At 74.9% G+C, this 13,075-nt stretch carries 11 protein-coding genes; 8 read left to right on the top strand and 3 right to left on the bottom strand.

The window, feature by feature from the left end; genetic code table 11:
• The first annotated feature begins 22 nt into the window (after nucleotides 1–22).
• The 3 genes from JHAT_RS20265 to JHAT_RS20275 all read left to right on the top strand — a co-directional run bounded on the left by JHAT_RS20265 (nucleotide 23) and on the right by JHAT_RS20275 (nucleotide 3,112).
• Complete coding sequence (locus JHAT_RS20265) at nucleotides 23–1,180, top strand: sensor histidine kinase (protein ID WP_077799642.1); 1,158 nt, start codon at nucleotides 23–25, stop codon at nucleotides 1,178–1,180.
• A 14-nt stretch (nucleotides 1,181–1,194) separates the two neighbouring features.
• On the top strand, nucleotides 1,195–1,857 hold the full coding sequence (locus JHAT_RS20270; RefSeq protein WP_077799643.1) for a response regulator transcription factor: 663 nt from the start codon (nucleotides 1,195–1,197) through the stop codon (nucleotides 1,855–1,857).
• 100 nt (nucleotides 1,858–1,957) lie between these two features.
• The gene (locus JHAT_RS20275; protein WP_077799644.1) at nucleotides 1,958–3,112 is read left to right on the top strand and encodes an ROK family protein; all 1,155 of its coding nucleotides are present in this window, start codon (nucleotides 1,958–1,960) and stop codon (nucleotides 3,110–3,112) included.
• A gap of 134 nt (nucleotides 3,113–3,246) precedes the next feature.
• On the opposite strand, the gene JHAT_RS20280 is transcribed toward JHAT_RS20275, so the two are convergent.
• Both JHAT_RS20280 and JHAT_RS20285 read right to left on the bottom strand, forming a co-directional pair.
• Nucleotides 3,247–4,008 carry a GntR family transcriptional regulator gene (locus tag JHAT_RS20280; protein WP_077799645.1) on the bottom strand — a complete coding sequence of 254 codons (762 nt, stop codon included), beginning with the start codon at nucleotides 4,006–4,008 and terminating at the stop codon, nucleotides 3,247–3,249.
• Between the two features lie 247 nt (nucleotides 4,009–4,255).
• Nucleotides 4,256–5,140, bottom strand: coding sequence for an RNA polymerase sigma-70 factor (locus JHAT_RS20285; RefSeq protein ID WP_077799646.1), 885 nt, complete (start codon nucleotides 5,138–5,140; stop codon nucleotides 4,256–4,258).
• A gap of 182 nt (nucleotides 5,141–5,322) precedes the next feature.
• Between JHAT_RS20285 and JHAT_RS20290 the strand changes: the two genes are divergently transcribed.
• From JHAT_RS20290 to JHAT_RS20300, 3 genes are all read left to right on the top strand, one after another.
• Nucleotides 5,323–6,201, top strand: coding sequence for an alpha/beta fold hydrolase (locus tag JHAT_RS20290; RefSeq protein WP_077799647.1), 879 nt, complete (start codon nucleotides 5,323–5,325; stop codon nucleotides 6,199–6,201).
• 236 nt (nucleotides 6,202–6,437) lie between these two features.
• Complete coding sequence (locus JHAT_RS20295) at nucleotides 6,438–8,024, top strand: alkaline phosphatase (protein WP_077799648.1); 1,587 nt, start codon at nucleotides 6,438–6,440, stop codon at nucleotides 8,022–8,024.
• 141 nt (nucleotides 8,025–8,165) lie between these two features.
• Nucleotides 8,166–9,509, top strand: coding sequence for a GNAT family N-acetyltransferase (locus JHAT_RS20300; protein ID WP_077799649.1), 1,344 nt, complete (start codon nucleotides 8,166–8,168; stop codon nucleotides 9,507–9,509).
• A gap of 21 nt (nucleotides 9,510–9,530) precedes the next feature.
• On the opposite strand, the gene JHAT_RS20305 is transcribed toward JHAT_RS20300, so the two are convergent.
• Nucleotides 9,531–10,751 (bottom strand): PLP-dependent aspartate aminotransferase family protein, encoded by a 1,221-nt coding sequence (locus JHAT_RS20305; RefSeq protein WP_077799686.1) that lies wholly within the window; start codon nucleotides 10,749–10,751, stop codon nucleotides 9,531–9,533.
• Between the two features lie 60 nt (nucleotides 10,752–10,811).
• Between JHAT_RS20305 and JHAT_RS20310 the strand changes: the two genes are divergently transcribed.
• Nucleotides 10,812–11,303, top strand: coding sequence for an Lrp/AsnC family transcriptional regulator (locus JHAT_RS20310; RefSeq protein ID WP_077799650.1), 492 nt, complete (start codon nucleotides 10,812–10,814; stop codon nucleotides 11,301–11,303).
• 78 nt (nucleotides 11,304–11,381) lie between these two features.
• Nucleotides 11,382–13,070 carry a DUF885 domain-containing protein gene (locus tag JHAT_RS20315; RefSeq protein WP_077799651.1) on the top strand — a complete coding sequence of 563 codons (1,689 nt, stop codon included), beginning with the start codon at nucleotides 11,382–11,384 and terminating at the stop codon, nucleotides 13,068–13,070.
• Nucleotides 13,071–13,075 lie beyond the last annotated feature (5 nt).

The raw sequence follows: 13,075 nt of genomic DNA on the forward strand, positions 1-13,075 counted from the left end.
TGGGCGCTGGGAGGATGGCGGCATGGCACGGTTCTGGCGCCCGCTGCTCAGTGGGGCGACGTACACGCGACTGCTGCACCTGTGGATACCGGTGGCGGCGTTCAGCGTGTGGATGTGGGTGGCGCCGGAGTCGCCGTGGGTGCCGGCGCTGGCGCTGGTCCCGGTCGGTCTGATCCCGGCCGTGCGGGTGGGCGAGGGCGTGCAGGCGCGGTTCATGCTGACGCCCGGGGAGACGGACCCGGGTTTCTCCGCGCGGCCGGCCACGAGCTGGCGGGACCGTCTGCGGACCGTGCTGTGGCTGGAGGTGCGCGTGGCCCTGGGGGTCCTCGCGGGGTTCGCCACGGTCTGGCTTCCGATCCTGTCGTACACGGCCGCCGAGTGCGTCACCGGTCCCGCGCCGGACGACGTGCCCCTGGTGGCGGGGGCGGGACCGCACTGGGCCTTCGCCCTGCTGGTCCCCGTCCCGCTGCTGCTCCTGTACGCGACGGTGGTCGGCCTCGGCGAGCTGGCCACCTTCCTCGCGCGCAGACTGCTCGGCCCGTCCGCCGCCGAGCGTCTCGCGGCCCTGGAGGAGCGCACCGAGCAGCTCCTGGAGCGCACCCGCATCGCCCGCGAGCTGCACGACTCCATCGGCCACGCCCTGACCGTCGCCGTCCTGCAGGCCGGGGCCGCCCGCGCGGCGAACAGTCCGGAGTTCACCGATCGGGCCCTGTCCGCGATCGAGGAGACCGGCCGGGCGGCCCTGGAGGACCTGGAACGGGTGCTCGGCGTGCTGCGGGAGGCGGATCGGCCGGTGAGCAGCCGGCCGACGCTCGTGGACGCCGACCGGCTGCTGGAGTCCGCCCGTGCCTCCGGGGCGAAGGTCGACGCCGAGCTGACGGGTCCTCTGGGGACCGTGCCGGGCCCCGTCTCGCGAGAGGGGTACCGCATCCTCCAGGAGGCGCTGACCAATGTGCTGCGGCACGCGGGGACGGTCCCCGTGCGGGTCCGGGTCCGGGTGGCGGACGGCGGTCTCGGTCTGGAGGTGCGCAATCCGCTGCCGGACGGGAAAGCGGAGCCGGGGCGCGGCAGCGGCCTGCGCGGCATACGCGAGCGGGCCGCGCTGCTGGGCGGGCGGGCGCACACGGGACCCGACGACGCCGGCGACTGGCAGGTCCGCGTCGAGCTGCCGTTGGGCTGATCTACGCTGGGCGGGTGCCGGTCAGAGTACTCCTCGTCGACGACGAGCCCCTCGTACGCGCGGGTCTGCGCGCCGTGTTGGAGGCACAGCCCGACATCGAGGTGGCCGGGGAGGCGGCCGACGGGGCGGCGGTCATCCCGCTGGTGCGGCAACTGCGGCCGGACGTGGTCGCCATGGACGTCCGCATGCCGCTGCTGGACGGCATCGAGGCGACGCGCGCGCTGCTGCGGACGGTGCCCGAACCGCCCAGGATCCTCGTGGTGACGACCTTCGAGAACGACGAGTACGTGTACGAGGCGCTGCGCGCGGGCGCCGACGGGTTCCTGCTGAAGCGGGCCCGGCCGGCCGAGATCGTGCACGCGGTGCGGTTGATCGCCGAGGGCGATTCGCTGCTGTTCCCCGCGTCGGTGCGGCGGCTGGCCGCCGAGTACGGCGACGGGGGCGGGAACCGTGCGGCCCGTGCCGAGCTGGAGCGGGCGCGGCTGACCGAGCGGGAGGGCGAGGTGCTGCGGCTGATGGCGCGCGGGCTGTCGAACGCGGAGATCGCCGCCCGGCTGGTCGTCGGTACGGAGACGGTCAAGTCGCATGTGAGCGCGGTGCTGGCGAAGCTGGGGGCGCGCGACCGCACGCAGGCGGTGATCACGGCGTACGAGTCCGGGTTCGTGGCCCCGGGCTGAGGCACGTCCGCGGACCGGGGACGGGCGGACCGGCGCTCGCCCGCGGGGAGCGGGCCGAGTACGATCCGGCGAACACGCGCTCGAGCTGGGAGGACGGACCTTGGCAGGCCTGACCGGCGGGGACCCGTCGCTGTTGCGGAGGATCAACTCCGCCGTGGTGCTGCACGCGTTGCGTGCCACGGACTGCGCGACGCTGACCGAGATCACCCGGGTGACGGGGCTGTCCCGGCCGACCGTCGAGGGCGTCGTCGAAGGGCTCATCGAGGCCGGTCTGGTCGTCGAGGCGGCCGCCGCCGATGTCGTGGCGCGGCGGCAGGGGCGGCCCGCGCGGAGGTTCCGGTTCCGGGCGGAGGCGGGGCATCTGCTGGGCCTGGAGATCGGGCCGCACCGGGTCGCCGCGCTCCTCGCCGATCTGGACGGGCGGGTGATCGGTGCCCAGGCGAAGGACGTCGAGGAGACCGCCCCGGCCGACGAGCGGCTGGAGCGGCTCCGCACCGCGGTCGCCGAGCTGCTGCGCCGGGCCGGTGTCGCGCGCGGGTCCCTGCGGGCCGTGGGGGCGGCCACGCCCGGGATCGTCGAGGCGGACGGCACGGTCCGGCTGAGCACCGCGCTGCCCGGGTGGACGGGGCTGCGTCTGGGCGAGCGGCTGCGGCGTTCCTTCAAGTGCCCGGTGCTGGTGGAGAACGACGCCAACGCGGCGGCGGTCGCCGAGCACTGGAAGGGGGCCGCCACCGACTCCGACGACGTGGTGTTCGTACTGGCCGGGCTGAGCCCCGGGGCCGGTGCGCTGATCGGCGGGCGGCTGCACCGGGGGTACGGCGGGGCGGCGGGCGAGATCGGCGCGCTGCACCTGCTGGGCCGGGACGTGACGCCGGAGACGCTGCTGTCCACCACCGGCCGGCCGCTGCATCCGCTGGACGAACAGGCGGTCGCCGAGGTCTTCGCCCAGGCGCGGGACGGCGACCAGCGGGCCCGTGCCGCCGTCGAGCGTTTCCTCCAGCGGCTGGTGCACGACGTGGCGGCGCTGGCGCTGGCCCTGGATCCGGAGCTGGTCGTCGTCGGCGGCTGGGCGGCCGGGCTGGACGGCGTGCTGGAGCCGTTGCGGCGGGAGCTGGCCCGCTACTGCCTGCGGCCGCCGCGGGTGACCCTGTCGCTGCTCGGCGAGGCCGCCGTGGCGACCGGCGCGCTGCGGCTGGCCCTCGACCACGTGGAGGAGCAGCTGTTCGCGGTGGAGGGCGCGACGGCCCGCCGCTGACCGCCGGCCGCGGGGCCTTCGGCAGTCCGGCCGGCCGTTCCGCCGCGGTCCCGGCGGGAGCCCGGTCCGGTCCCGGGTGTGCGGCCCGCCGCGCGGGGACCCGCCGAGGCGGGACCCGCGTCGCCGGCCGGACGTCAGGAGGCCCGGGTCTCCGGGCCGTGGTGGATCTCCATGTCGCCCGAGTCGCCGAAGGTCAGCCGGCAGGTGTCGGCGCGGTAGGTGGCGACGGAGAGCGCCGCGGTGCGGCCCCCGGCGAGGTAGCGCGTGGTGACGACCAGGACCGGCGCCCCGGGGAGGCGGTCGAGCTCCTTGGCGTCCTCGGCGCCGGCCGAGCCCAGCTCGACGGCGTTCTCCCGGTGCTCCAGCTCCAGCCGCTGCAGCTCGCGCAGCACGGCGCGTGCGCGTGCCGCACCGGACGGGGCGTCGATCGCGGTCAGGTCCGGCACCGACGCCGACGGGATGTAGAGCAGCTCCGCCGCGACGGGCCGGCCGTGCGTGACGCGGGAGCGGCGCACGGTGTGCACGGGCTCGTCACGGCCGGTTCCCAGGGCTTCGGCGACGGCCGCGGGCGGCACCGCGGCGAGGCAGTCGGCCGGCCTCCAGCCGTCGTCGCCGGTGCCGGGCCAGGCGTGCTGCCGGGGGCCGACGGCCACGCCCACGCGCGGCGGCGCGACGGTCGTGCCGACGCCGCGGCGGCGCTGGAGCCTGCCCTCCAGTTCGAGCTGCTCGAGGGCCTGGCGGAGCGTGGCGCGGGCGACGCCGAAGCGTGCGGCGAGGTCGCGCTCGTTGGGCAGGATCTCTCCCACCGAGAACTCCGAGTCCAGGGCCTCGCTGAGCATGGTCCTGAGGTGCCAGTACTTCGGCTCCGGTACCGATTCCAACTGCGTGGTCCCCACCCTGTCCTCCGCGATCGCCGTGGTCCGGCGGCGTTTTGGCGCCCTTGTTTATTAAAGGTTGTTGCAGTTCTCAGCGACGATAGGACGCCCCATCCCCTTGGTCAAGACCAATCCTCTCTCCGCCGCGCGTGGCGGGGGCGCGCGGCGGGGCGGTGTTCACGAGGTGTTCGTACGGGGCCGCGGGGGTGACACGACGGCGAAGCCCCCGTCGGGGACGGGGGCTTCGGCCTGGCCGGGCGTCGGGACGTCAGTCGATCGGCAGGTACCGCAGCTTGTCGGGGTTGCGGACGATGTACACCGACTGGACGCGCCCGTCGGCGATGTCCACCTGGACGACGAAGTCGGGCTTGCCCCCCGTGAGCACCAGCGCGGCCGGGCCGCCGTTGACCTCCAGGAAGCGCAGCGTGGCGCCCGGGTCGGTCTTGCGGGCGGCGCCGATGAGGAAGCGCGCCACCTTGTCGGAGGTCTCCAGCACGCGCAGCGGCGCCTTCGCCTTTCCGCCGCTGTCGCCGACCAGCCGGACGCCGGGGGCGAGCATGGCCATCAGCCCTTCGAGGTCGCCCTCGACCGCCGCGGCGAGGAACCGCTCGGTGAGGTCGCGGCGCTGGGCGGGGTCGACGTCGTAGCGGGGCCGGCGTTCGTCGACGTGCTTGCGGGCCCGTCCGGCGAGCTGGCGCACCGCGGCCTCCTCGCGCTCCAGCACGGCGGCGATCTGGGCGTACGGGTAGCCGAACGCCTCGCGCAGCACGAACACCGCCCGTTCCAGGGGCGACAGCGACTCCAGGACGACGAGGACGGCCAGGGAGACGGAGTCGGCGAGCACCGCCCGCTCGGCGGTGTCCGGCACCACGTCGCCGAAGTCGGTGGCGTAGGGCTCGGGCAGCCAGGGGCCGACGTAGGTCTCGCCCCGCGCCTTGATCTGGCGCAGCCGGTCGACGGCGAGGCGGGTGGTGACGCGCACCAGGTAGCCGCGCGGCTCGCGGACGTCGGTCCGGTCGTCCCGGGACCAGCGCAGCCAGGCCTCCTGGACCACGTCCTCCGCGTCGGCGAGGCGGCCCAGCATGCGGTAGGCGACGCCCAGCAGGACGGGCCGGTGCTCTTCGAAGACGTCGGTCGAGATATCGGTGCTCACCGTCCCATCCCAGCGGACGCGTCCGCCCGTGTCCAGGCGGAACAGCCGACGTCACAGGACCCGCACGGGACGGCGGCGACGAGGGGCTACCGATCGGTAGCCCTTACTGACAGGCTGTCCAGCAGCGCCGGCACCGTTCGCGCGCCGCCGGCACCGCGTGTCCCCGACCGACGAGGAGCCCCATGTCCGCGACGCTCTCCTTCACGGCCCCCACCCCGCACGGTCCGCACGACATCACCCTCGCCTACACGCGCGTGGGCGCCGGCGAGCCGCTGCTCCTGCTGCACGGCATCGGTCACCACCGGGAGGCCTGGGACCCGGTGATCGACATCCTCGCGACCGAGCGGGAGGTGACGGCCGTGGACCTGCCGGGGTTCGGCCGGTCGCCCGCGCTGCCGCACGGGCTGCCGCACGACCTGCCGACGACCGATGCCGTGCTCGGCTCCTTCTGCGCCGCCCTGGGGCTGGACCGGCCGCACGTGGCGGGCAACTCCCTGGGCGGTCTGCTGGCCCTGGAGCTCGGCCGGCAGGGCCTGGCGCGGTCGGTGACGGCCCTGTCCCCGGCCGGCTTCTGGACGCCGGCCGAGCGGCGCTACGCCTTCACCGTGCTGCAGGGGATGCGCCGCACCGCGCGCGGCCTGCCCCTGCCCCTGGTCGAGCGGCTGGCCCGCACGGCAGCCGGGCGCACCGTCCTCACCAGCACGATCTACGCCCGTCCCGGTCGCCGCTCCCCCGAGGCCGTGGTCGCCGAGACGCTGGCCCTCGCCCGCGCCGAGGGATTCACCGAGACGCTGCGGGCCGGACGGACCGTCAGGTTCACCGACGACCTCCCCGGCGTGCCCGTCACCGTGGCGTGGGGCGACCGGGACCGGCTGCTCCTGCCCCGGCAGGGCGTACGCGCCAAGCAGGTCATCCCCCGGGCCCGGCTGGTGCGGCTGCGCGGCTGCGGTCACGTGCCGATGAACGACGACCCGGCGATGGTCGCCCGGGTGATCCTCGACGGCAGCCGCACCCGGGAGGCGGGTGCCCCGGAGCCTTCCTCCAGCACGGTCGCCTCGTGAGGCGTCCGGCCCTTCCCTCGCCCAGGGGGCCCGACCGGGACCACGCGAGGTACGGGGGCTGTCGCACGACTCGTCGACCGCTCGGGACGGTGCGGTCCGCAGGCGGGTGAGGGGCGCGGTCCTCCGTCGTGCCGGGTGCGGGCGGTTGTTCACCCGGGGTTCGTGTGCGCGCCGTGCCGTCCCAGTAGGTCTTGCTGCGCACACACCGGCCGGATCCCGTCCCTGGAGGCGCATCCATGTCCCACCGTCCGCTCCCCGGGCGCCGCAGCGTACTGCGCGGCTCCCTCGCCGCGTCGGCGGCCCTGACCCTGCCCACCGCCCTCGGGGCGGCACCGGCGTTCGCCCGTTCCGGCCGGCCCGCCGCGGGCTGGGGCGTGCAGACGGGTGACGTGACGGCGCACTCCGGGCTGGTGTGGGTGCGCTCCGACCGGCCGGCCCGGATGATCGTCGAGACGTCCGCGACCGAGTCGTTCCGCAACCCGCACCGGTGGCACGGACCGCTGCTCGGCCGGGAGACGGACTTCACCGGCACCACCCGGCTGCGCGGACTGCCCCCGGGCGAGCAGATCCACTACCGCGTGCTGCTCGCCGACCCGGACGACCCGCGCCGCACGGGCGAACCGGTCACCGGCACCTTCCGCACGGTGCCGGTCCGCCGCCGCGACGGCGTGCGGTTCGTGTGGTCCGGCGATCTGGCGGGCCAGGGCTGGGGCATCAATCCGGACCTGGGCGGCTACCGCATCTACGACGCGATGGGCGCCCTGGACCCGGACTTCTTCCTGTGCAGCGGCGACAGCATCTACGCCGACGGACCCATCGCGTCGACGGCCACCCTGCCCGACGGGAGCACCTGGCGGAACATCACCACCGAGGAGAAGTCCAAGGTCGCCGAGACCCTGGCCGAGTTCCGCGGCAACTTCCGCTACAACCTGCTCGACGAGAACCTCCGGCGCTTCAACGCGCAGGTCCCCTCGATCGTCCAGTGGGACGACCACGAGGTGCGCAACAACTGGTACCCGGGACAGGTGATCGCGGACACGGACAGCCGCTACACCGAGAAGAGCGTGGACGCGCTGGCCGCCCGGGCCCGGCGCGCGTTCGCCGAGTACGTCCCGGTCTCCACCCTGCGGCCCGGCGCGCGCGAGGGGCGGATGCACCGGGTGCTGCACCAGGGCCCGCTGCTGGACGTGTTCGTGCTGGACATGCGCACGTACCGCAACGCCAACTCGCCCGACGACCAGACCGTGGACCCCCAGGGCATCCTGGGCCGCGAGCAGTTGGAGTGGCTCGAGCGGGAACTGTCGCGCTCGCGTGCGGTGTGGAAGGTGATCGCCGCCGACATGCCGATCGGCCTGGTCGTGCCCGACGCCACCGAGGGCCGGGCGAACATCGAGGCGGTGGCGCAGGGCGACCCCGGTGCGCCGCTGGGCCGCGAACTGCAGATCGCCGAGCTGCTGCGCTTCGTCAAGCACCGGCGGATCACCGGCACGGTGTGGCTGACGGCCGACGTGCACCACACCTCGGCCCAGCACTACCAGCCCTCGCGGGCCGCGTTCACCGACTTCGAGCCGTTCTGGGAGTTCGTGTCCGGGCCGCTCAACGCGGGCGCGTTCCCGGCCAGCGCGCTCGACGGCACCTTCGGTCCGGAGCGGGTGTTCGTGAAGGCGCCGACCGCTTCGAACGTCTCGCCCGCGGGCGGCTACCAGTTCTTCGGCGAGGTCGACATCGACGGCGACAGCGCCGAGATGACGGTGCGGCTGCGCGAGCAGGACGGCACGGTGCTGTTCACCAAGGTGCTCCGGCCGGGGCTGGTCGGCCAGTAGCTCGCGTAACCTGTCGGTCGTGCCGCGCACCGGCGTCATCCCCCGGTGCGCGGCCCTGCGCCGGCGCTCTTTACCCATCGGTCACAGGGCGTTCGTGATCGCGCAACACGGTTCCTTCACAGTGGTCCCATGAGTCCAGACATGTCTGAAGTGACCGCGGCCCTGACGCGGACGGTCGAGCACGACCTCGGGACACCGGGCCTCATGCTCGTGGCCTCGACGGCCGCCCTGTTCGCCACGGCCGGCTTCCACACCTGGTGGGCACGGCGCCACGGGCACGCACCGCCGGCGGACGATACGGGCGCCCGGCCGCCGTCCGAGGGGACGGGGACCGGGCCGTCCGGGCAGGCCGCTGCGGAGCCCGGACCCGACCGGGCGGCGCAGGGCGGCTCCGGGGACAGCGCGCTGTGGCGGATGCGGACGACGGTGCGGGACGCGCCGGGGTCGCTGGCCGCCCTGTGCGCGGCCCTCGCCGGCCGGCGGGTGGACATCCTGAGTCTCCAGACCCATCCGCTGGCCGACGGCACGGTGGACGAGTTCCTGCTCCGCGCCCCGGGCGGACTGACCGGATCCGAGCTGGCCGAGGTGGTGTCGGCGGCGGGCGGCACCGACACCTGGACCGAGCGGGCCGATGCCCACGACCTGGTCGACGCGCCGACCCGGGTGCTGGGGCTGGCCGCCCGTACGGCACTGGACGCCGCGGAACTGCCGTTGGCGCTGCGTCAGTTGCTGGGCCGGTGCACGATACGGTCGCTGCCCGCCGGAGGGCGCGCGGAAGCCGAGGTTCCGGCGGAGGGCGCCCTCGACGGCACCGTGCTGCGGCTGCGCGCCCCGGAGGGCGGGGTGATCAGCGTGGAACGGCCGTACCTGCCGTTCACACCCGCCGAGTTCGCCCGGGCGCGGGCGCTGGTCGACCTGGACGCCCGGCTCGGTCCGCGCGTTCCCCGCGGCCGGGACGTCCTGACGCTGCCCGAGGGGCACGCCCTCACGGTCCGCCGCGCCGACATCCGTGACCTACGGGCGGCGAAGGCGATGCACGGACGGTGCTCGGACCGGACCCTCGGGATGCGGTACCACGGCCCGGTCGGGGACGCCGAGCGCTACCTGAACCACCTGCTCGGCCCGCACCACGGCCGGACCCTCGCCGCGCAGACCGCTTCGGGGCGGATCGTCGGTCTCGGTCACCTGCTGTGGGACGGGGACGAGACGGAGGTCGCCCTGCTCGTCGAGGACTCCTGGCAGCGCCGGGGCGTCGGCGGCGAGCTGCTCGGGCGGCTCGTGGCGATGGCGGCGGAGGCGGGCTGCGCGAGCGTGTACGCGGTCACGCAGGCGTCGAACACCGGCATGGTCGCCGCGATGCGCGGCCTGGGCCTCCCCCTCGAGTACCAGATCGAGGAGGGGACCCTGGTCGTCACCGCCCGCCTGGACCGGGCGGACCGGCCGGTGGCGCGGCTGCCGCACGGCGAGCGCGTCGGCGGGGAGTAGGCGCCGGGAGGGCGGGGCCGGTCACCCGGTGCCCGACAGCACCTGCCGCGCCGGGACCGTCTCCGTCCACTCCCCCAGCGCCGCGTCCAGATCGGCCCACAGGTCCTCGACGTCCTCCAGACCGACCGACAGCCGCAGCAGCCGGTCGCTCACGCCGGCGCCGCGGCGGTCGTCGGCGTCCACGATGCGGTGACTGATGGACGCCGGGTGCTGGATGAGCGTGTCGACGCTGCCGAGGCTCACGGCCGGGGTGACCAGGCGGACGCGGGAGATGACGTCGTGCGGGTCGCCGTGCACCTCGAAGGAGACCATCGCGCCGCCGATGCGCGGGTAGTGGACGCGGGCCACGCGCGGGTCGGCGGCGAGGCGCGCGACGAGTTCGGCGGCGTTCGCGGAGGCGGCCCGCACCCGGACCGGCAGGGTGGACAGGCCGCGCAGCAGCAGGTAGCCGGCGAGCGGGTGGAGCACACCGCCGGTGGCGAAGCGGACCTGCCGCAGCCGCCCCGCGAACTCCTCGTCGCAGGCCACCACGCCGGCCAGCACGTCGCCGTGCCCACCGAGGTACTTGGTGGCACTGTGCAGCACCAGGCGGGCGCCGTGCTCGGCGGGCCGCTGGAGGACGGGCGTGGCGAAGGTGTTGTCCACGAGCAGCGGCACGGACCCGCAGGCGTGGGCGACGGCCCGCAGGTCGACCTCGGCCAGCGTGGGGTTGGCCGGGGACTCGACGATCACCAGGCCGGTGTCCGGGCGCAGCGCGTCCGCGATGCCGGCCGGGTCGGTCCAGGTGACCTCCGAACCGAGCAGCCCGGCGGTCAGCAGGTGGTCGCTGCACCCGTACAGGGGCCGCACGGCGACGACGTGCCGCAGTCCCGCCGAGGCGCGCACCAGCAGGACGGCGCTCAGCGCGGCCATGCCGCTGGCGAAGGCGACCGCGGCCTCGGTGCCCTCCAGCCGGGCCAGCGCGGTCTCGAACCGGGCGACGGTCGGGTTGCCGAGGCGGCCGTAGACCGGCGGGCCGTCCGGGTCGGCGCCGGTGGCGGCGAAGGCGTCGATGCGGGCGGCCTCGCCGCGGCTGTCGTACGACGGGTAGGTCGTGGACAGGTCGATGGGCGGGGCGTGCAGCCCCTGGCGGGCGAGGTCGTCGCGGCCGGCGTGCACGGCCTCGGTGGCCAGTGCCCTGCTCCCGGGTGCGGCGGTGCGGACGTCGTCGGACGGTGGTGTGGGTGTGCGCGCGGAGTCCATGGGCGGAAGGGTGAACAGCGGACGGGTCACCGGGGAGGATTCCCGTGCTACGTTCGGCATATGGCCGATTCCGTCGTACTGGATCCGGTGGATCTTCATCTGCTGCGGCTGCTGCAGAACGACGCCCGGACCACCTACCGCGACCTCGCCGCTCAGGTCGGGGTCGCACCGTCGACCTGCCTGGACCGGGTGACCCGGCTGCGGCGGGCCGGGGTGATCCTCGGCCACCGGCTGGAGCTGGACCCGGCGAAGCTGGGGCGAGGGCTCCAGGCGCTGCTGTCGGTGCAGGTGCGCCCGCACCGGCGGGAGCTGGTCGGGCCGTTCGTGGAGCGGATCCGGGCGCTGCCCGAGTCGCGCACCGTCTTCCATCTGACCGGCCCGGACGACTACCTCGTGCACGTCGCGGTCGCGGACATGACGGACCTGCAGCGGCTGGTCCTGGACGAGTTCACGTCCCGCAAGGAGGTGGCCCGCGTCGAGACGCGGCTGATCTTCCAGCAGTGGGAGTGCGGCCCCCTGCTGCCGCCCGCCCTCCCGGGCACCACGCCCTGAGCGAAATCCGGCCGCCCGCGGTACCGGGCCGGGCGAAGCGGGCTGACGCGGCACCGGTATCCGTACGAGGATGTCCGCATGTCAGAGACCAAGAGCCCGCTGCCCCGCGAGGTCGCCGACGCCTACGTCGACGAGCTCATCGCCCTCGACCCGGTCACCGGTACGTATCTCGGTGTGACCGAGAGTTCCAGCCGCCTGCCCGACTTCTCCCCGGCGGGGCAGGAAGCCCTCGCGGAGCTGGCGCGGGCCACCCTCGCCCGGCTCGACGAGGCCGAGCGCCGGCCGGGCGGCGACAGCGACGTGGAGCGGCGCTGCGCCCGGCTGCTGCGGGAGCGCCTGACCGCCGAACTCGCCGTGCACGAGGCCGAGGAGGGCCTGCGCTCGGTCGGCAACATGGGTACGGCCGCGCACGCGGTGCGCGAGGTCTTCACGGTGACGCCGACCGGGACGGACGAGGACTGGGCGCGGATCGCCGAGCGGCTGCGCGCGGTGCCGGCCGCGCTGGCGGGTTACCGCGAGTCCCTGGCGCTGGGCCTCGAACGCAAGCTGTACGCGGCGCCGCGTCCGACCGCGACCTTCGTCGGGCAGCTCGGCGAGTGGGCGGACACGGGCGAGGGGCGCGGCTGGTTCGAGGACTTCGCCGCCGCCGGGCCCGAGGCGCTGCGCACCGAGCTGGACGAGGCCGCGCGGGGCGCGACCGCGGCCGTGGTGGAGCTGCGGGACTGGATGCGCGACGTGTACGCGCCGGCGATCGAGGGCGCCCCGAACACGGTGGGCCGCGAGCGCTACGCCCGCTGGTCGCGCTACTACAACGGCACCGACCTCGATCTGGACGAGGCGTACGCGTACGGCTGGGCCGAGTACCACCGGCTGCTCGCCGAGATGAAGCGGGAGGCGGAGAAGATCCTGCCGGGCGCCGAGACGCCCTGGGTGGCGCTGGCGCACCTGGACGAGCACGGCAGGCACATCGAGGGCGTGGACGAGGTCCGCGAGTGGCTCCAGGGCCTGATGGACCAGGCGATCGACGCGCTGGACGGCACCCACTTCGAACTCGCCGAGCGGGTGCGGAAGGTGGAGTCGCGCATCGCCCCGCCCGGCAGCGCGGCGGCCCCGTACTACACGCCGCCGTCGGAGGACTTCTCGCGCCCCGGCCGCACCTGGCTGCCGACGATGGGCCAGACGCGCTTCCCGGTCTACGACCTGGTCTCCACCTGGTACCACGAGGGCGTCCCGGGCCACCACCTCCAGCTCGCCCAGTGGGCGCACGTCGCCGAGGACCTCTCGCGCTACCAGGCCTCGGTGGGCATGGTCAGCGCCAACGCCGAGGGCTGGGCGCTGTACGCGGAGCGGCTGATGGACGAGCTGGGCTTCCTGACGGACGCGGAACAGCGGCTCGGCTACCTGGACGCGCAGATGATGCGGGCGGCCCGGGTCATCGTGGACATCGGCATGCACCTGGAGCTGGAGATCCCGGCGGACTCCCCGTTCCACCCGGGTGAGCGGTGGACCCCGGAGCTGGCGCAGGAGTTCTTCGCCGCGCACAGCAGCCGCCCGGCGGACTTCGTGGAGAGCGAGCTGACCCGGTACCTGACGATCCCGGGCCAGGCGATCGGCTACAAGCTCGGCGAGCGCGCGTGGCTGCTGGGCCGGGAGAACGCCCGCAGGCGGCACGGCGACGCCTTCGACGCGAAGGCGTGGCACATGGCGGCGCTCTCCCAGGGCTCGCTGGGCCTGGACGACCTGGTGGACGAGCTGTCGCGGCTCTGACAGCC

This window comes from Streptomyces sp. JHA26, from assembly GCF_002005565.1.
Lineage (GTDB): Bacteria > Actinomycetota > Actinomycetes > Streptomycetales > Streptomycetaceae > Streptomyces.

Bases quoted from the DNA above. Each gene is read 5' to 3' on its own strand.
- JHAT_RS20265 (WP_077799642.1), top strand. From the start codon at position 23: ATGGCACGGTTCTGGCGCCCGCTGCTCAGTGGGGCGACGTACACGCGA.
- JHAT_RS20290 (WP_077799647.1), top strand. From the start codon at position 5,323: ATGTCCGCGACGCTCTCCTTCACGGCCCCCACCCCGCACGGTCCGCAC.
- JHAT_RS20295 (WP_077799648.1), top strand. From the start codon at position 6,438: ATGTCCCACCGTCCGCTCCCCGGGCGCCGCAGCGTACTGCGCGGCTCC.
- JHAT_RS20300 (WP_077799649.1), top strand. From the start codon at position 8,166: ATGTCTGAAGTGACCGCGGCCCTGACGCGGACGGTCGAGCACGACCTC.
- JHAT_RS20305 (WP_077799686.1), bottom strand. From the start codon at position 10,751: ATGGACTCCGCGCGCACACCCACACCACCGTCCGACGACGTCCGCACC.
- JHAT_RS20310 (WP_077799650.1), top strand. From the start codon at position 10,812: ATGGCCGATTCCGTCGTACTGGATCCGGTGGATCTTCATCTGCTGCGG.
- JHAT_RS20315 (WP_077799651.1), top strand. From the start codon at position 11,382: ATGTCAGAGACCAAGAGCCCGCTGCCCCGCGAGGTCGCCGACGCCTAC.